The organism is Herbidospora mongoliensis, from assembly GCF_001570545.1.
Taxonomy (GTDB): domain Bacteria; phylum Actinomycetota; class Actinomycetes; order Streptosporangiales; family Streptosporangiaceae; genus Herbidospora; species Herbidospora mongoliensis.
In genome coordinates this window covers 361,682-379,857 of sequence record NZ_BBXD01000009.1, presented here as the reverse complement: position 1 = coordinate 379,857, position 18,176 = coordinate 361,682, and the positions used below count along the sequence as shown (strand labels likewise).

General features: G+C 70.3%; 16 protein-coding genes. 11 read left to right on the top strand and 5 right to left on the bottom strand.

Features of this window, described 5'->3' with window-relative positions; all coding sequences use genetic code 11:
- Positions 1–41: 41 nt before the first annotated feature.
- Together AW272_RS06120 and AW272_RS06115 are read right to left on the bottom strand one after the other, a co-directional pair.
- Positions 42–326, bottom strand: a complete 285-nt coding sequence (locus tag AW272_RS06120; protein ID WP_066361681.1) for a TFIIB-type zinc ribbon-containing protein — start codon at positions 324–326, stop codon at positions 42–44.
- Between the two features lie 36 nt (positions 327–362).
- The gene (locus AW272_RS06115) at positions 363–1,193 is read right to left on the bottom strand and encodes a phosphotransferase family protein (protein ID WP_083958054.1); all 831 of its coding nucleotides are present in this window, start codon (positions 1,191–1,193) and stop codon (positions 363–365) included.
- Positions 1,194–1,218: 25 nt separating this feature from the next.
- Between AW272_RS06115 and AW272_RS06110 the strand changes: the two genes are divergently transcribed.
- A complete protein-coding gene (locus AW272_RS06110; protein ID WP_066361680.1) occupies positions 1,219–2,112 on the top strand; it encodes a TIGR03619 family F420-dependent LLM class oxidoreductase in 894 nt (297 codons plus the stop codon).
- Here the strand turns inward: AW272_RS06110 and AW272_RS06105 are convergent.
- Complete coding sequence (locus AW272_RS06105) at positions 2,105–3,106, bottom strand: LLM class flavin-dependent oxidoreductase (RefSeq protein ID WP_245657210.1); 1,002 nt, start codon at positions 3,104–3,106, stop codon at positions 2,105–2,107. The two genes, AW272_RS06110 and AW272_RS06105, sit on opposite strands and share 8 nt — an antisense overlap.
- Positions 3,107–3,180: 74 nt before the next feature.
- Between AW272_RS06105 and AW272_RS06100 the strand changes: the two genes are divergently transcribed.
- Positions 3,181–3,960 (top strand): HAD-IIA family hydrolase, encoded by a 780-nt coding sequence (locus AW272_RS06100; RefSeq protein WP_066361678.1) that lies wholly within the window; start codon positions 3,181–3,183, stop codon positions 3,958–3,960.
- Positions 3,961–4,000: 40 nt separating this feature from the next.
- Positions 4,001–4,615: a hypothetical protein gene (locus AW272_RS06095; protein WP_066361676.1), complete on the top strand. Its 615-nt coding sequence runs from the start codon at positions 4,001–4,003 to the stop codon at positions 4,613–4,615.
- Here AW272_RS06095 and arfB read toward each other — a convergent pair.
- Positions 4,612–5,007, bottom strand: coding sequence for an alternative ribosome rescue aminoacyl-tRNA hydrolase ArfB (arfB, locus tag AW272_RS06090; protein WP_066361675.1), 396 nt, complete (start codon positions 5,005–5,007; stop codon positions 4,612–4,614). The genes AW272_RS06095 and arfB overlap by 4 nt on opposite strands.
- Before the next feature lie 50 nt (positions 5,008–5,057).
- Between arfB and AW272_RS06085 the strand changes: the two genes are divergently transcribed.
- From AW272_RS06085 to AW272_RS06065, 5 genes are all read left to right on the top strand, one after another.
- Positions 5,058–5,876 (top strand): hypothetical protein, encoded by an 819-nt coding sequence (locus tag AW272_RS06085; protein WP_066361673.1) that lies wholly within the window; start codon positions 5,058–5,060, stop codon positions 5,874–5,876.
- Between the two features lie 21 nt (positions 5,877–5,897).
- Positions 5,898–7,685 carry an HSP90 family protein gene (locus tag AW272_RS06080; RefSeq protein ID WP_066361672.1) on the top strand — a complete coding sequence of 596 codons (1,788 nt, stop codon included), beginning with the start codon at positions 5,898–5,900 and terminating at the stop codon, positions 7,683–7,685.
- A gap of 5 nt (positions 7,686–7,690) precedes the next feature.
- Positions 7,691–9,739 (top strand): tetratricopeptide repeat protein, encoded by a 2,049-nt coding sequence (locus tag AW272_RS06075; RefSeq protein WP_157518382.1) that lies wholly within the window; start codon positions 7,691–7,693, stop codon positions 9,737–9,739.
- Positions 9,740–9,852: 113 nt separating this feature from the next.
- Positions 9,853–11,367: an alkaline phosphatase D family protein gene (locus AW272_RS06070; RefSeq protein WP_066361670.1), complete on the top strand. Its 1,515-nt coding sequence runs from the start codon at positions 9,853–9,855 to the stop codon at positions 11,365–11,367.
- The gene (locus tag AW272_RS06065) at positions 11,364–12,632 is read left to right on the top strand and encodes an FG-GAP repeat protein (RefSeq protein WP_066361668.1); all 1,269 of its coding nucleotides are present in this window, start codon (positions 11,364–11,366) and stop codon (positions 12,630–12,632) included. Before AW272_RS06070 ends, AW272_RS06065 begins: the two co-directional genes overlap by 4 nt.
- Here the strand turns inward: AW272_RS06065 and AW272_RS06060 are convergent.
- Positions 12,629–13,993, bottom strand: a complete 1,365-nt coding sequence (locus AW272_RS06060) for an MFS transporter (protein WP_066361666.1) — start codon at positions 13,991–13,993, stop codon at positions 12,629–12,631. The genes AW272_RS06065 and AW272_RS06060 overlap by 4 nt on opposite strands.
- Positions 13,994–14,266: 273 nt before the next feature.
- On the opposite strand from AW272_RS06060, the gene AW272_RS06055 reads away from it, so the two are divergent.
- The 3 genes from AW272_RS06055 (at position 14,267) to AW272_RS06045 (ending at position 18,159) form a co-directional block, all read left to right on the top strand.
- Positions 14,267–16,450, top strand: a complete 2,184-nt coding sequence (locus tag AW272_RS06055) for a M6 family metallopeptidase (RefSeq protein ID WP_066361665.1) — start codon at positions 14,267–14,269, stop codon at positions 16,448–16,450.
- A 132-nt stretch (positions 16,451–16,582) separates the two neighbouring features.
- On the top strand, positions 16,583–17,458 hold the full coding sequence (locus tag AW272_RS06050) for a hypothetical protein (protein WP_157518378.1): 876 nt from the start codon (positions 16,583–16,585) through the stop codon (positions 17,456–17,458).
- Positions 17,446–18,159, top strand: coding sequence for a hypothetical protein (locus AW272_RS06045; RefSeq protein WP_066361661.1), 714 nt, complete (start codon positions 17,446–17,448; stop codon positions 18,157–18,159). Before AW272_RS06050 ends, AW272_RS06045 begins: the two co-directional genes overlap by 13 nt.
- The last annotated feature ends 17 nt before the right edge of the window (positions 18,160–18,176 follow it).

Genomic DNA, 18,176 nt, shown 5'->3' with positions numbered 1-18,176 from the left:
CGCGCCCCTGTCGCAGGGGCGCGGCTCGTCGGACGTGTGGTCTAGCTGGAGAAGAGCATGCCCACCCAGCTGTTGCGGCGGTGGCCGTAGTGGCCGCCATGGTGGCCGGCTCCCCAGGCAGGGCCGTGAGCGGGAGCCCCGTAAGCGGGCGGCGGCGGGGGCGGGGGCGCGGCGTGGTGCTGCTGGGCCCACTGGTTCTCCATGCGGCTCAGGGACTCGAGCTCGCCGTAGTCGAGGAAGATGCCACGGCAGTTGTCACACTGCTCGATGTGGACACCGTTGCGGTCGAGGGTCCGCATGTTGCCTCTGCACTTAGGACACTGCATGAGGTTCATCTCCTTATGTGACGTGCACCGTTCACTCTAGGACAGCGGCGGTACGGCCAGGATCCTCTCGCAGGAGGACATCAGAGCCGCCGCCGCGTCGTCAAGCGGAACGCCGTCTTCGCGGGCATTGGCCACCGCGACGGCCGCCAACTGGACGGTCAACGCGCGGGCGGGCCCGTCGAGTTCCCGCCACATGTCGTCGCCGGAGACGGCGGTGCCGCCGGCCCGCAGGTAGGAACGTGTCAGCTGATCCCACGAGCCGGGGTCGAGGATCCCGCTGGCGAACCACGCGGCCGGACGGGCCAGATCCCACACGGGGTCGCCCCAGCCGAGGTCGTCGGGGTCGATGAGGACCCACCGCCCGCCGTACTTCACGAGCTGCCCCAAGTGGAAGTCGCCATGGGTCAGCAGACGCCGCCGCTGGGTCAGGTCGAGGGCCGGATAAGCCAGTACGGGAATGTCACCGGGCATCAGCCTGCCGACCGCGTTCGTCACCCGGGACGGGCCGGCCTGCATCGGCACACCGTCGGGCACCGGCTGACGGTGCAGCTCGGCCAGCAGCTCCCCGGCCCGCTCCCACGGCGCCTCGTCGAGGTCGTCGGGGGTGAGCGGGCGCCCGGCGGGCCACACCGAGACGAGCCGGTCGCCGATCCGGTCGAGGGACAGCGCGCTCAGCATCAGGTCGTCGGGGAGCGGCACGGCGAGCCGGGCCCGCAGGTCGGCCTCGTCGGTCTCCGGCGGGTGTGCCTTCACCACGACGTTGCCGACCCGGACGACGAGCACCTTGGTGTTCTTCAGGACGGTCACCGGCCCGTCGCCCACGTGGCGGATCAGGTCGTCGAGCAGCGGGTCGTCCAGGAGGGGCACGCGGACAATCTATAAGGTCGCGTACATGAGAATCGGCTTCGGTGTGCCCGTCTCGGGCACGTGGGCGACGCCCCAGATCATGGCCCGGGTGGCGACCCGCGCCGAGGAACTCGGCTACCACGAGGTCTGGACGTTCCAGCGGTTGCTGCATCCGGCGGGGACCGACATCGGCGCGGTCTACCGCAGCGTGCAGGACCCGATCGTGTCGCTCGCGTACGTCGCGGCGCTGACCTCGCGGATCCGGCTCGGCGTGGCCGTGCTGAACCTGCCGTTCTTCTCGCCCGCGCTGCTGGGCAAGCAGCTGGCCACGCTCCAGGCGGTCAGCGCCGGGCGGCTCGACGCCGGGCTCGGGCTCGGCTGGATGGAGGAGGAGTTCATCGCCTCCAAGGTGCCGCTGGAACGCCGGGGCAAGCGCGCCGACGAATACCTCGCGCTTCTCAAGAGGTTCTGGACCGACGACGTGATCGAGCACCACGGCGAGTTCTACGACGTGGTGCCCTCCCGCCAGGAGCCCAAGCCGGAGACGCCGCCGCCGATCCTGCTCGGCGGCGGGGCGCCCGCCGCGCTGCGCCGCGCCGGGCGGCTGGCCGACGGCTGGATCAGCTCCAGCCGGATGCTCACCGAGGACCTCCCGGCCATGATCGCCACGATCAAGGAGGCGGCCGAGGAGGCCGGCCGCGACCCGTCGGCGCTGCGCTTCGTCTGCCGGGGCGTCACCGCGCCCGGCGAGGACGCCTCCCGGCTGCTCGCCGGCCCCTACGAGAAGATCCGGGAGGACGTCGAGGCGCTCGCGGCCCAGGGCATGACCGAGATCTTCCACGACCTCAACTTCAACCCCGCCTTCGGCGCCCCCGACGCCGACCCGGCCGCCTCCCTGGCCGTGGCCGAGGAGGCGATGGAGAAGCTCGCGCCTAAATGAGCCCGTAGGCCTGCGCGATGAGCTCGTAGGAGCGGATACGGGTCTGGGTGCCGTGGACCATCGTGGTGATCATCAGCTCGTCCGCGTCGGTGCGCTTGCGCAGCTCGTCGAGGTCGGCTCTGACCTGGTCGGGGGTGCCGAGGGCGACATTCGCCAGGCGGTCGCGGACGAACTCGGCCTCCATCGGGCTGAACTCGTACGCGGCGGCCTCCTCGGGCGTCGGGAACGGGCCGGGTGTGCCGAACCGCAGCTTCAGGAACGAGAGCGCGCCGGGCAGCGCCTGGCGGCGTGCCTCCTCCTCGGTCTCCGCGGCCAGCGCCGAGACGCCGAGCATCGCGTAGGGCTCGGTGAGCACCTCCGACGGGCGGAACGAGGTGCGGTAGATCTCCAGCGCCGGTTCGGTGTTGGCCGCGCTGAAGTGGTGCGCGAACGCGAACGGCAGCCCGAGCAGCCCCGCCAGCTTGGCCGAGAAGCCGCTCGACCCGAGCAGCCAGATCGGCGGGCGCTGCGGCCCGCGCGGGATCGCCTGGATCCGGGGGAAGGTCCCGTCGAGGAAGGCGGTCAGCTCGCCCACGGCCTGCGGGAACTCGTCGGGGTCGACCTCGGCGCTACGGCGCAGGGCGTGCGCGGTGGCCATGTCGGTGCCCGGCGCCCGGCCGAGCCCCAGGTCGATGCGGCCCGGGTGCAGCGCCTCCAGCGTGCCGAACTGCTCGGCCACCACCAGCGGCGCGTGGTTGGGCAGCATCACGCCGCCGGAGCCGATCCTGATCCGCTCGGTCGCCGCCGCCAAGTGGGCGATCAGCACGGCGGGGGAGGAGCTCGCCACACCCGGCATGCCATGGTGCTCGGCGACCCAGATGCGGTGGAAGCCCCACGCCTCGGTCTTCTTCGCCAGGTCGGTCGCCCCGCGCAGCGCCTCGGTGGGCGTGATCCCGTCGCCGACGGTCGCGAGTTCCAGAACCGACAGCGGGACCTCGGCCGTCCCGCGGGCCACCCCACGAATATTGTCCACGAACACGTATAACCGGAGTCTTACTCCGGTTATTTCCTTCTGCGATGCTTAGCCCCATGAGCGAGCGCAGGCCTATTGAATGCTGGCTGTCCGACATGGACGGCGTCCTGGTCCACGAGGGGCAACCCGTCCCGGGGGCCGATGAGTTCATCAAACGGCTGAGCTCGTCGGGGAAACGGTTCCTCGTGCTCACCAACAACTCGATCTACACCCCGCGCGACCTGTCGGTCCGGCTCAGGTCGGCCGGTCTGGAGGTGCCGCCGGAAGCGATCTGGACCTCCGCGCTGGCCACCGCCGACTTTTTGGCGGGCCAGCGCCCCGAGGGCAGCGCCTATGTGATCGGCGAATCGGGCCTGACCACCGCGCTCCACGACGCCGGCTACTACCTGACCGACCTGAACCCCGACTACGTCGTGCTCGGCGAGACCCGCACCTACAGCTTCTCCCACATAACGCGGGCGATCCGGCTGATCGAGAACGGCGCCCGTTTCATCGCCACCAACCCCGACGCCGTCGGCCCCTCCCACGAGGGCAACCTGCCGGCCTGCGGGGCGGTCGCCGCGATGATCACCAAGGCGACCGGCGTCGATCCCTACTTCGTCGGCAAGCCCAACCCGATGATGATGCGCAGCGCCCTCAACCGCATCGACGCCCACAGCGAGTCGACCGCGATGATCGGCGACCGCATGGACACCGACGTCGTCTGCGGCATGGAGGCCGGCCTGCACACGATCCTGGTGCTGACCGGCGTCGCCAAGGCCGACCAGATCGACCGCTGGCCCTACCGCCCGTCGCAGGTGGTGAACTCGGTCGCCGACCTGATCGACATGGTGTAGTTGCCAGGTTTTGGCAGGTATGAGTGCCAGGGTGGTGAGCATGCACACGATCTACCTGGAGCTCGGGAAGAAGAGGGTCTTCGCCAACTCGGTCGACTGGCCGGGCTGGAGCCGCTCGGCCAAGACCGAGGAAGACGCGGTCGAGGCGCTCCTGTCCTACGAGGAGCGCTACCGCGTGGTCGCCGACCGGGCCGGGCTGGTGTTCGAGCCGGACGAGGTCCGGATCGCCGAGAAGATCACCGGCAACGCGACGACCGACTACGGCGCGCCCGCCCTGCCCGCCGTCCTCGACGAGGAGCCCTGGGGCGCGGCCGAGGCCGTCAAGAACGCCGCGCTGATGAAGGCGGCGTGGGAGGTCTTCGACGAGGTCGTCGGGATCACCCCGGAGGAGCTGCGCAAGGGGCCGCGGGGCGGCGGGCGCGACCGCGACAAGATGGTCGCCCACGTCGTCGAGGCCCAACGGGCCTACGCCCGCAAACTCGACGTCAGCGTCAAGGCGGCGGAGATCGCCGAGCTGCGGCCGAGGCTCCTGGAGGTGGTGTCAAGGCCGCTGAACGGCGACGACTACAAGTGGCCGATCCGCTACGCCTCCCGGCGGATCATCTGGCACGTGCTCGACCACGTCTGGGAGATGCAGGACCGGACCGAGCGCTAGGAGACGTCGCGGCGCAGCTTCTTCACGTCGGAGCGGCGCTTCTTGTTCTGCAGGCGGCGCTCCACCTGGCCCTTCGAGGGCTTGGTCGGGCGTCGCTTCTTCGCGGGCGGCGCGATCGCCTCGCGCAGCAGCGCGTGCAGGCGGGCCCGCGCGGCGTCGCGGTTGCGGAGCTGGGAGCGGAACTCCTGCGCGCTGATCGTCAGCACACCGTCGACCAGCCGGTTGGCCAGCCGGGTGAAGGCGCGTTCCTTCTGTACGTCGGTCAGGATCTCGGTGTTGGCAAGGTCGAAGCTGAGCTCCACCCGGCTGTCGGTCGTGTTCACGCCCTGGCCGCCCGGCCCGGAGGAACGCGAGAACCGCCAGCTGAGCTCGGCCTCCGGAATCTCGGTCATGGCTCCAGATTACTTGTGCGATCAACGCATTTTTCCGGCACTGTTGGCGGGTGACGATCGTCGGTGTGCACGGCATCGGGAAGTACAAGTACTTCGAGCAGGGCGACGGCTCCCCGGCCAAGGCGGCGGAGCTGATGCGGGCCAAATGGAACCGCTATTTCGCCGACGGCGGGGTGAAGACCGGTCCGGTCGTCGAAGTCGCCTACTACGCCCACCACCTGCGTAAAGGCACCCCGCAGCCGCCGAAGAAGATGGCGCCGCCGGAGAAGATGGTCTTCACCGACTGGATGCGCCAGCTCGAAGACCGGCGGATCGCCGCTGCGGCGGGGGAGACCCTGACCGCCGTCGTCCACCGCCTGGCGTCGTGGCTGCTCGACCGGCTCGGCGACGGGGCGCTCAAGTTCGCTGAAGACTTCTGCCCGGAGGTCGCGACCTATCTGGGCGGCGGGGCGCCGCGCACCCAGTCGCGGGACGCGGTGGCGGCGGTGATCCGGCGGCGCAAGCCTCGCGTGGTGATCGCGCACTCGCTGGGGAGCGTGGTGACGTACGAGGCGTTCTGGGCGCACGCCGATCTCCGGGCCGACCTGCTGGTGACGCTCGGGTCGCCGCTGGGGATGCGGAACGTGGTGTTCGAGCGGCTGGCGCCGCTGCCGGTCGCCGGGATGGGGGCGCGGCCGCCGGGGGTGAGGCGGTGGATCAACATCGCCGACAAAGATGACATCGCGGCCATTCCCACGGAGTTACGTCCGGTGTTCTCCGGTGTGGAACGTGACTACCAGTGCAACATTGACTGGCTGGACTTTCATACCGTCCGCAATTACCTGGGTTGTGGTGTCTTGAACTCCCATTTGCGGGATTTTCTGCAGTAAAAAGCTCGATAGGGTCTTGGCGTGCCGTACACCGAAGGGACCCGGGCCTTTCAGGTCGACCTGCGCGGAGTGGTCGATCTGCTCAGCCGGCATCTCTACTCCAGTCCGCGTGTTTACGTCCGCGAGCTGCTGCAGAACGCCTGCGACGCGATCATCGCGCGGCGGTCGGGCGATCCGATGGCCCCCGGGCGCATCTGGGTCGAAGTGAGTCCCGAGGCGATCCGGGTGCACGACACCGGCATCGGGCTCACCGAAGACGAGGTGCACACGCTGCTGGCCACCATCGGGCGGTCGTCCAAGCGCGATGAGCTGGGGTTCGCGCGGCACGAGTTCCTGGGGCAGTTCGGCATCGGGCTGCTGTCGGGGTTCCTCGTGGCCGACGAGATCCACGTCGAGTCGCGGTCGGCGACCGGTGGGCAGACGGTTCTGTGGACCGGGCGGTCCGACGGCAGTTACGACGTCGCCACGAGCGGTTCGCAGAAATCCGAGCCGGGCACCACGGTCACCTTGCGTCCCCGCCGGGACGCGGCCGTGTGGACTTCCGGCCGGACCGTAACCGAATTGGCCGCCCTCTTTGGCTCGCTGCTGCCCGTCGAGGTGACCGTCGACGGCACCCCGGTCTCCGGGGCCGGGGCGCCCTGGCAGGTCCGCCACGCCAGTCCGCTGCTGCGGCGGGAGGCGCTGGTGGCGTACGGGAGAGAGCTTTTCGGTTTTTCGGCTTTCGACGTGATCGACCTGGAGGTGCCCGAGGCTGGGCTGACCGGGGTGGCGTTCGTGGTGCCCCATCCGGCCAACCCGGGGGCCAGGGACGCGCACCGCGTCTACCTCAAGGGCATGCTGCTGTCGGAGAAGCTGACCGGGCTGCTGCCCGAATGGGCGTTCTTCGTGCGCGTCGTCGTCGACGCCGCCGAGCTGCGGCCGACCGCCTCACGCGAGGCCCTCTACGACGACGACCTGCTGGAACACACCCGCGACGCGCTCGGCGCGCAGCTGCGCGAATGGCTGGTGAAGCTGGCCGCCACCGATCCGGCCCGGCTGCGCGGCTTCCTGCGGCTGCACCACCTCGGGGTGAAGGCCCTCGCGCTGCACGACGACGACATGCTGCGGCTGGTCGACCGGTGGCTCGAATACGAGACCGCCGAGGGGCCGATGACCCTCGCCCAGTTCCGGGTCCGGCACCCGCACGGACGCTTCACCACGAGCGTCGACGAGTTCCGGCAGCTCGCCGGGGTCTGCGCGGCCCAGGGCGTGGGGCTGCTGAACGGCGGCTACGTCTACGACGGCGACATCCTCGCGCGGCTGTCGCGCATCGAGCCGGGGCACGGCCTCTCCCGCCTGGAGCCGGCCGAGCTCACCACCCGGATGGGCCCCGTCGACCCGGCGGCCGAGCTCGCGGTACGCGGGTTCCTCGCCGCCGCCGGCAACGCGCTGGCCCCGCTGGGCTGCGAGGTGGTGCTGCGCGACTTCGACCCGGCCGCGCTGCCCGCCCTCTATCTGACCAGCCGGGCCGCCCGCCACGACGCGCAGGCCAAGGAGGCCGGCGAGGTGGCGGGGGAGATGTGGGCCGACGTGCTGGGCGCGCTCGACGCCGGGGGCGGTGAGAAGCCGCAGCTGGTGCTGAACCACCGCAATCCGTTGGTACGCCGGGTCACCCGGCTGTCCGATCCGGCGCTGGCCGCGACCGCCGTCGAGGCGCTCTACGGCATGGCGCTGCTGCACGGCCACCATCCCCTGCGGGCGGCCGACACCGCCACCCTCAACCGGTCGTTCCTGGGCCTGCTCGACTGGGCCGTCGTCGGAAGGGAGTGAGCCCGGTGACCGATGACCTGGCGGAGCTGATCGACCGGGCGCAGGCGCTGCCGTACGGCGAATCGAAGACCACGCTGCTGGAGACGGCGCTGCAGCGGGCCGAGGAGACCGGCGACAGGAGCCTCATCTGGGCGGTCCGGATGGAACTCACCGAGGCCTACCAATACGGCGCCGAGCACGCGAAGGCCTTCGCGGCGTTCGCCCGCTGCCTGGCCGACCACGACGCCGAGCCAGGCGGCTTCGGCGAGTGGTCGCTGCACAACGTGCTCTGGCACTTCAAGTGGATCGTCGGCGACCTGCGGCGCTTCCCCGAGGTGCCGCTGGCCCGCACCCACCAGATGCTCGACGACATGGAGCGCCGCTACCGCGAGAGCGGCAACGGCCTGCACGCCGTGCACGCCGCCCGCTGCGCCCACGCCGCCCACCTGGGCGACTTCGAGCAGGCCGACGAGCTCTACCACCGCTGGACGACCACCCCCCGCGACATCCTGAGCGACTGCGAGGGCTGCGACCCGACGTCCAAGGCCTTCTACCTGACCCTGCGCGGCCGCGACGAGGAGGCCGTCGCGCTGGCCGAGCCGGTGCTGAGCGGCGAGCTGACCTGCCACGTGCAGCCGCAGAGCATCCTGACGACCCTGCTGCCCGCCTACGTGCGGATCGGCAGGTACGCCGAGGCCGCGCACGCCCACCGGGTCGCCTACCGGGCGATGCGCGGCGACGCCAACGAGGTCGAGGAGCTCGCCACCCACCTGTGGTTCTGCGCGGTCAGCGGCAACCTGGCCCGCGGCCTGGAGATCTTCACCCGGGAACGCCGCCTGCTCGACAGGGCGCCCAGCCCCGGCGCGGCGATGTGGTTCGCGGCGGCGGGCGCGCTGTTACTGCGCCTGCTCCGCGAGCAGGGCCACGCCCAGCCCGGCGACGCGTCTGAAGAGGCCGCGCTGACCGCGAAGGCCCGCGAGATCGCGGCCAGGTTCGACGCCCGCAACGGCACCCTCGAACAGAGCCGCCGCGTGGACGAATGGCTGACAGCGCGGGCCCTGGACGAGCACGTGCCGCTCGACCCTCGCGCCCGGTACTCGCCGCCGCCCCTCCCGCCCGCACCGCTGCCGCCCGCGCACACGCCCGGGGAACTGCTCGACCTGGCCGAAGAGGCCTGGCAGCGCGGCCGTCTCGACGAGGCCAGGGCCGCCTGGGAACGGTACGACGCCGTGCCCGACGCCGTGCCCGACGCCGTGCCCGACGCCGTGCCCGACGCCGCTCTGGAGGCCCGCCGGGCCGATGGCCGGGGCTTGAGCGCCATGGTCGCCGGGAACACGGACAAGGCCTTGGCCGAATGGCGGCGGGCCGCCTCCTTGCACACCGACGAGGAGCGCCGTCAGAGCACCCTGGGCCGCATCGGCCTGCTGCTCTGCCAGCTCGGCAGGGCCGAAGAAGGGCTTCCGCTGGTGGAGGCGTCGGCCTCCGTGTCGGCCAATCCGAACGCCGTGGTCCGTCTCGCCCACGCCTATCTGGCCCTCGGGCGAGAAGCAGAAGCCGAGGAAGTGCTGGTCGCCGCACCGCCCACGGCCAGTGGGTTGCTGCTGCTCGCGGGGCTGCGCGGCGATGTCGAGACCGCTTCGAGGGCCCGCGACGCGATGCGCGCGGAAGACGACCGGGAGGGTCTGGCCCGCGCCTGCGTCCAATACGCCCACGCCCTGCTGAACACCGGCATGAACGAGGAGGCCTTGGCCGCCTACGACGAGGCCCTCGCACACGCCCCCAGCGCCGAGCGCGCCGGGATCCACCACGAACGCGGCTCGTTGTACCTCGAACTGGGCGCGGTCCCCGAGGCCTTGGACGACCTCGTCGAGGCCGTCGCGCAGTATGTCGCCGAGGGGCACATGGAGCCGGTCCGGTACGCCCGGCTGTCCCTGGCGGAGGCCTACGCCCGCGTCGGGCGGCGCTTCGAGGCGGAGATCACCGCCGAGGAGGCGCTCGGCGCGTTCCGCGAGGCGGGCGACGACGAGGTCTGCGCGAGCATCGAGGCGTTCATTGCTGGCCTGGCGGACCACTGAAAGACGTCTGGCGTTCATTGACAACGGGTACGGCCGAGTCTGTTCACTTTTGGTTCTCGCACTGGTCAGAGCGGTAAAACAATTCGGACAGACTGACCCCTTGCACTGTCAGAGTGCAGCGCAGATCGTTCATCTCCGGCGTGATCCTGGCCGCCGCCGCGCCCGCCCTTCCGTCGCTTCCCTCGCGCGCCCTGAAGACCGATCCCTTCGGTGCCGGCGTGGCCTCGGGAGACCCGACCCCTGATGGCTTCGTGTTGTGGACCCGGCTCGTGATCGACCCCTACGGCGCCGACGGCCGGGGTTCGATGCCCTCGCGGGACATCGACGTGAAGTGGCAGGTGTCCACAGACGAGAACTTCGCGACCGTCGTGCGGGACGGGACGGCCGTCGCCTCGGCCCGGTCCGCGCACAGCGTGCACGTCGAATTAGCGGGACTCCAGCCGGGCCGGGAGTACTTCTACCGCTTCCGCGCCGAGAACGCCGTCTCACCCGTCGGCCGCACCCGGACCAGCCCGACGGCCCTGTCGCCCCTCACCTTCGCCATCGCGGCCTGCGCCCACTGGGAGCACGGCTACTACACGGCGTATCGGCGGCTGGCCGAGCAGGAGCCCGACCTGGTCGTCCACCTGGGCGACTACATGTACGAATACCAGCCCAACGGCTACACCGCCCCCTTCGGCAACATCCGTACTCACTCGGGCGGCGTGAAGTGCGCGACGCTGGCCGATTATCGGATGCGGCACGCCCAGTACAAGAGCGACCCCGACCTCCAGGCCGCCCACGCGGTCGCGCCGTGGCTGGTCGCCTTCGACGACCACGAGATCGAGAACAACTGGGCCGCCGACGTCTCGGCCAGCGACGCCCCCGCCTTCGACCAGCGCCGGGCCTTCGCCTTCCAGGCCTACTACGAGAACATGCCGCTGCGGCGGGGCAGCCTGCCGAAGGGCGCCTCGATCACGATCAACCGGCGCGTCTCGTGGGGCCCGCTGGCCCGCTTCCACCTGCTCGACACCCGCCAGTTCCGCGACGACCAGGCGTGCGAGGACGGGGTGAGGGCCGGTTGCGACGACCGTCTCGACAGCTCCCGCTCGCTCCTGGGCGCCGCTCAGCACAAGTGGCTCGTCGACGGCCTGCGCGACTCCCCGGCCCAGTGGAACCTGGTCGGCCAGCAGATCGTGATGACCCAGAAGGACCTCAAGTTCGGCCCCGGCCGGGAGGCCAACCTCGACTCCTGGGACGGCTACGCGGCCGAGCGCGCGACCTTGCTGAAAGGCATGGCGGGGGTGAGCAACCCCGTCGTGCTCACCGGTGACGCGCACATCCACCACGCGGCGGAACTCCGTACCGACTTCGACGACCCCTCCACCAACGTCGGCGTGGAACTGGTGGCGACCTCGATCGCCAGCGACGGCGACGGCTACCGCGACAACGAGCGGATGTCCGCGCTCCGCGCCGAGAACCCGCACATCAAGTACCTCGACCAGCGCCGCGGCTACATCCTGGCCCGCCTGTCGGCCCAGGAGCTGACGGCCGACTTCCGCACCCTCGACTACATCAGCCGCAGGGGCGCCCCCGCCAAGACCTCGGCCCGGTTCACCGTCCCGTCGGGCGAGCGGAGGTTCGCATGATCCTCGGCGTCGTGGCCCTGACGATCCCCCTGCTCACCGGCCTGGCCCCCGCGTGCGCCACGACCGGCCCGCTGGCCGTCGCCCAGCCCTACGCGACGGTCGACGGCCAGGTCAGAGCAGGCGCGGTCCGGATTTTCACTGATTTCACCGAACGCCAGACGATCACCCAGGACGACCCTGAACCGGGCGACATGTTCGGCTCGGCCCTGGCGACCGGCGACTTCGACGACGACGGCTGCACCGACCTCGCCGTCGGCGCGTCCGAGGAGGACGAGGGACCGCTGAACGGCGCCGACGGCCACGGCGTGGTGGAGATCCTCTTCGGCCTGACCGACCGGAAGGTCGTCAAGCTGCCGGGCAGCGGGGGAGACCGCTTCGGCGCCGCCCTGGCGGCGGGCGACCTCGACGGAGACGGCGACGACGAACTCGCCATCGGCGCCCCCGGCGGCGGCAGCGTCTACGTCTACGGCCAGGGCTCGAAGCTCCGCCGGATCAAGAACGAGGGCGGGTCGGTCACCGACCAGTTCGGCGAGGCCCTGACCACCGGCGACTTCGACGGAAACGGCACCGACGAACTGGTCATCGGCGCCCCCGGCGCCAACCTCATCCGCCAGGGCGAGGGCACCGTGACGCTGGTCGGCAAGGGCGGCCGGCGTCTCCTCTACTCCCAGGAGACCTACGGAATCGACGGCCTCTCCGAGAGCTGGGACGCCTTCGGCGCCGCCCTGGCCAGCGGCGACTTCAACGCCGACGGCCGCGACGACCTCGCGATCGGCGTCCCGGGCGAGGGCCTGTCGTCGCTCCAGCGGGCCGGCGACTACGGCGAGGGCGCCGTCGACGTCATCTACGGATCGCCCGGCGGCCTGCGCCCCGCCGGAGCCGAGGCCTGGACCCAGAACACCCTGGCCGGAGAGGCGGTCATGTACGACCGCTTCGGCACCTCCCTGGCCGCCGGCGACCTGAACGGCGACGGCGACGACGAGCTCGTGGTCGGGGTGCCGGGAGAGAACGCCGTCCAGGTGCTGCCCGGCACGAAGACCGGCGGCCTGACCAAGAACCACAACCTGCTCATCCCCGGCCCGAAGGACGCCGAGTTCGGCGCGGCGGTCACGGTGATCGACGGCCACCTCGTGGTCGGCGCGCCGACGCGCGGGGAGGTCGTCGTCTATCGGGGCAGCGTGAAAAAGGGCTCGTACCCGGGAGTGAATAAAAACGGCCGGAAACTCGCCGAAGGCGACGGCCTTTTCGGGTTCGGCCTCAGTTAGAAGCGGATTCTGATTCCCACGAGGGAGATCAGCGCGGAGATCGCCATCATTCCCGCGCACGCGTACATGGACAGCTGGAACCCCGCGTCGAAGAGGCCGGGGTTCCGGTACGCCTCCCCGGTCAGCCCCACCAGCGGAGGGATGGCCGCCACCGACAGCAGGCTGCCGGTCCGGGCGACGGCGTTGTTGACGCCGCTGGCGACGCCGGCGTGCCGCTGCGAGGCGCTGGCCAGCACGGTCGCCGTCAGCGGTGCGACCGTCGCCGACAGGCCGAGGCCGAACAGGGTCACCGGGGGCAGCACGTCGGTCAGGTAGTGGGCGTCGGGGCCGATCCTGCTCATCCACATGAACCCGATCCCGGCCAGCAGGATGCCGATCGTCATGGGCCAGCGCGGGCCGATGCGGCGGGCGAGCTCGCCGGAGTAGGGCGAGATGACCAGCATCAGCAGCGTCACCGGCACCAGGGCCGAGCCCGCCGCGAACGGCGGGAACCCCGAGACGGTCTGCAACTGGAGCACCAGCAGGAAGAACACCACGCCCATGGCGGCGTACATGAACAGCGTGACCACGTTGACGGCGGTGAAGGTCCGGTTCTTGAAGATGGTCACCGGCACCAGCGCCTGCGCGCCCCGGTGGTGTTCGACGATCACGAACCCGGCCAGGATCAGCACGCCGAGGACCATCGGGACGGTCTCGGTCTCGATCAGCCCGTAGGTCAGCGCGGCCAGCCCGATCGCCGCCAGCGCCGCGCCCAGCACGTCGAACTTGCCGACGGCCTCCTCGTCGCGGGTCTCCGGCACGTGCTTCATCGCGATGAGCAGCACCACCACGGCCAGCGGCAGGTTGATCAGGAAGACCCAGCGCCAGCCGATCGTCTCGACGATCCAGCCGCCCAGCAGCGGCCCGACGGCGGCGGCCGTGCCGCCCAGGCCCGACCAGGCGCCGACCGCCTTCGGCCGGTCCAGCGCGGAGAAGGTGGCCTGGATGATCGCCAGGGAGCCGGGGGTCAGCAGGGCGCCGCCGATGCCCTGCAGGGCGCGGGCCGCGATCAGGGTCTCGATGCTGGGCGCCAGGCCGCACAGGGCCGAGGCGATGGCGAACCAGACCACTCCGATCATGAAGACCTTGCGCCGGCCGAACCGGTCACCCAGGGAGCCGCCGAGCAGGATCAGCCCGGCGAGGGTCAGCGTGTAGGCGTTGATGGTCCACTGCAGGCCCTCGATGTCGGCGTTGAGGTCGCGGCCGAGGTTCGGCAGCGCGACGTTGACGACGGTCCCGTCGAGGAGCGCCATGCCCGAACCGAGGACCGTGGTGGCCAGAATCCAACGGCCCTTGGCCGAGCTGAGCGCAACCGCTTGCATGCCCCCAACCTAGTCACGGGGGGTGAGTCCTCCTGGCACCGGGCGGCGGCGCGCCCGCCACTTTGGGCTGATTTTCCGGCTTTAATGGCTCCTTCTTTTTACCGCGCGGGCCTCACTCTTTTCCCTGGGTGATGTGAGGAAGAAGCGCTTACCGCCAAAGTGACAGATATTTATTGGCAGATGTCATGCTTGTTGACGCTGCCTCCCGCCGGATAGTCACGTTGTGTCAGTGCGGCATGTCATGCATCCGCAGCAGCACCCGAAGGGGGTTACATGACACGCAGTCGTGTCATCGCGTTAGCAGTCACCGCCCTTGCCCTCCCGTTAGTGACGCTCCTCCCGGCCTCCGCGAACGCCGCCGCCCCGGCCGCCGCCGCCCCGGCCGCCTCCGCCCCGGTGAGCGACTTCCGGCACTGGGACGGCAAGACCGGGGACACGTTCCAGGGCAAGAAGCTCGACCTGCCCACGCGGTACGAGCCGTCCAAGGCCAGGAAGACCGCCGCCGCGGCCGTGACGCCCCCCGTGGGCACGGTCCGCAACTGGCTGGCCATCGACGACACCCTGCCCAACCCCGCGCCGTTCCCCAAGGCGTTCACGCTGCGCGGTGTCGGTGACAAGATCGAGGTGTGGGTCGCGAACGATCTGTCGTTCCCGGCCGGGGACTGCCGCGCGCAGATCCCGAACTCCACGACGATCACCGACGCCCAGGTCGCCTACTTCGTGAACGAGTTCGACACGAACATGTACCCGAAGGAGACCGCGGCGTTCTCCACGCCGCCGGACCGCGACGGGTCCAACGCCCGCATCCCGGGTGACTACAGCGGCGAGGGCGACAACACCGTCGCCCTGATCGACAACATCCGCGACGACAACTTCTACGACTTCCCGGCGGCGCCGACGTACATCGCGGGCTTCTTCTCCTCCGGGATCAACGAGCGCGTCGACCGCAACGTCATGACCGTCGACGCCTTCGACTGGGCCCACCGGACCGGCGCCGACCCGGCTGACGAGCCGACCGGCGACCTGTGCACCAGCCGCCCGGCCCGCCCGAGCGCCTACGAGGGCACGTTCGCCCACGAGTGGCAGCACCTGCTCATGTACTACACCGACCCGTTCGAGGGGAACTGGATCAACGAGGGCCTCGCGGACTTCGCCCAGACCCTCACCGGCTACGTGAACGCCAGGGCGACCATCAACGAGAAGGGCGCCGACAGCCACATCTACTGCTTCCAGGGCTTCGGCAGCGTGCAGGCGCCGTACAACCCCAATCCGAGGCAGTGCGGCGGCCCGCAGAACTCGCTGACCCTCTGGGGTGAGGGCGAACCGAGCGAGGTGCTCGCCGACTACGGCAACGCCTACGAGATGATGCTCTTCCTGTACGACCGTTACGGCGCCGACTTCATGTCCACCCTGCACCGCGACGGCGAGCACCAGGGTCTGGCCAGTCTGGAGGCCGCTCTGGCGGCCGAGGGCGCCGACCTCTGGCGGGTCATCCACGACTACCAGTCGATGGTGCTGCTCGACCGGATCGTGGAGAACCGCACCGGCATCGTGCTGGGCGTGCCCAAGTCCCGGGTGACCTCGGCCTCGCTGAGCTCCACCGTCAACCTGGCCAACCCCGACACCTACGACACCCCCGGGGCCGCACCCAACGGCGCCGACTACGTGACGCTCCAGAAGGCCAACGGACAGCCCTTCAAGGGCAGCGAGCTGCGGACGCTGAAGTTCACCGGCGCCACCGGCCTGCCCGCCCTGCCGCTGGCCTGGACGGTCGTCAGCAACGACCCCGACCGCCCCGGCAACCCGGTCCTGTGGTCGGGCAACGAGGAGAACCTCAACGTCAGCGCCATCGCCGAGGTCACCGTTCCGGCCGCCGACCCGACCCTGCGCCTGCTCGCCAAGTATGGCGCGGAAGAGGGCTACGACTACGGCTACGTCGTCGTCTCCACCGACGGCGGCACGACCTACACCCCGGTCGCCGGTGACCAGACCGTGCCGGGCCCGCTCGGCCCGTCGCTGAACGGCGCCACCACCGGCTTCGAGCCGCACACGTTCGACCTGTCGGCGTACGCGGGCCAGAGCATCCTGCTCGGCTTCCAGTACACCTCCGACGGCGGTGTCAACGAGGGCGGCCTGCTCGTCGACGACGTCACCGTCGGCGGCACCGTGATCAGCGACGGCTCCAGCCTGGAACCGTTCGACTCCGTCACCGAGATCAAGCCGACCGCGGTCCACAACTGGAACGTCCGCCTCGTCGGCATCGACGAGAAGCACCACGTGGCCGCCCAGGTCGAGTTCAACGGCAAGGGCACGATCAACCTGAACCGCCTCGAGCTCCTGCTCGCCCGGCCGTTCACCAAGATCGTGGCCATCGTCGCCTACGACGAGCCGACCGAGACCGGCCAGCAGTACGCGCCGTACACCCTGACGGTGAACGGGGTGAAGCAGCCCGGCTGATCGCACGTCCGACAGCTCCGTGACCCGCACGCCTGGGGCTAGGCGTGCGGGTCACGGTCTTTTGCGCGAAATACCGTAAATCGCTTTCCGGCCAATACGCAGCGCGATATCGCACTAACGTGTCGTAGCGGCATGGGAAAAAGGAATCGCAAAAGAAGGCGCTCCCGCAGGTCCGGCAAACGAGATCTCGCGTGGCGGCGCGATCTCGTCATCGGGCTCACCACAGCGGTGGTCGGCCTGGTCGCGGCCTGGTTCGTCGGGCCACTCCAGGAGGTCCGCTCCCAGGAGGAGGTGCGGCAGAGCGAAGAGGAGCGGCTCAGAGGGCAGCCTTCGCTGCTCCACGAGGCCGTCTACGACTTCGGGTCGACATCGAGTCTGCTCTTCGCGTTCGCCCGGCCCCTGGACGACGCCGGGAAACGCCTGCTGAGTGATCCCAAGGCCGTGACGATGAGCGCTGGCCAATTACTCAAGGACTACGAACCCCTGCAGATCGCGCCGAAATCACATCAGAACCAGCAAAAGGCGCTTTCCCAGATTCGCATCACCCTGAACGGCAACCGGACCAAACCCGTTCTGATCAAGAGCATCGTGCCCCGGATCACCAAACGCCTGTCCCCGTGGAACGGAAGCCTGGTCGGCCGCTGGCCGGAGGGGCAGGACACCACGGTCAGGCTGGGCTTCGACCTCGACCGTCCGGCGGAGGCCACCGCGATCAACGACACGGGCGAGTGGGTCGGCCGCTACATCGACGACCATTTCATCTCCCTGGAACTGGGCGAGCCGATCGTCCTCATCGCGAACGTCGTCACCGCCACCTGCTACTGCGAATGGGTTTTCGACCTCACCACCCGGTCCGGAACTGACGAAAGCGTCGTGGTCGTCGACAACGACGGCGAACCGTTCCGGATGACGGCCTTCGCGCCCCCGTACACCTCGGAGTTCGAACTGAGCCCGGACACCGGACGCTACGAGGACGTCACCGACCAGGAGGAGCGATGGGCGCGCTGAGGACGGCGGCGGTCGCCGCGGCGGGGCTGGGCAGCGGGGTGCTGGCCGTGGCGCTGGTCTCGACGCCTTTCCAGCCGCCCGTCCCCGCGCCGCCGCTCCCCCCGGTGCGCATGACCGCGGCGGAGCCGCCGCTCCACGACGACTACCCGTGGAGCATGGGCGTCCACCGGCCGCCGCCCCGGACGGCGCTCCCGGCGGCCCTGACCGGCTGCGACGAGGCGCTCGGCTGGCTCAGGCGGAAGGGCGCCGGTCCGGTCCGGCTCTTCTCCCAGCCGATGGTGATCAACGTCCGCGCGCTCCGGGCCACGAACCTGCGCATCGTCCGGGTGACGGCCCGGATCGTGGATCGGGAGCCGCCCCCGGCGCCGCCGATCACCGTCGAGTGTTCCGGCGGCGACACGTTCGGGGGCGGGGACCCCTTTTTCTACGAGCCCAAACTGACCGTGGGCGGCTCGACGAGGGAACGGTTCGAACCTTCCGTGCTCCGGCCGGGCGAGTCGGAGTCCTACACGGTCGTGGTCGAGATCCCGGCGGCACGGAAATCGGCGTTCTACGTCCTGGACGTCGACTACACCCTGGACGGGAAGCGCCGGCTGGCGACGATCGACGACAGGGGCCGGCCCTTCCACCTGGCCCGGGGCGCCCGCGACCGGAGCTTCGGGTTCACGGCCTCGCCGCGTCCCACGTTCAGCCCTTCCTAGGCAGCCCGTCTTAGGCG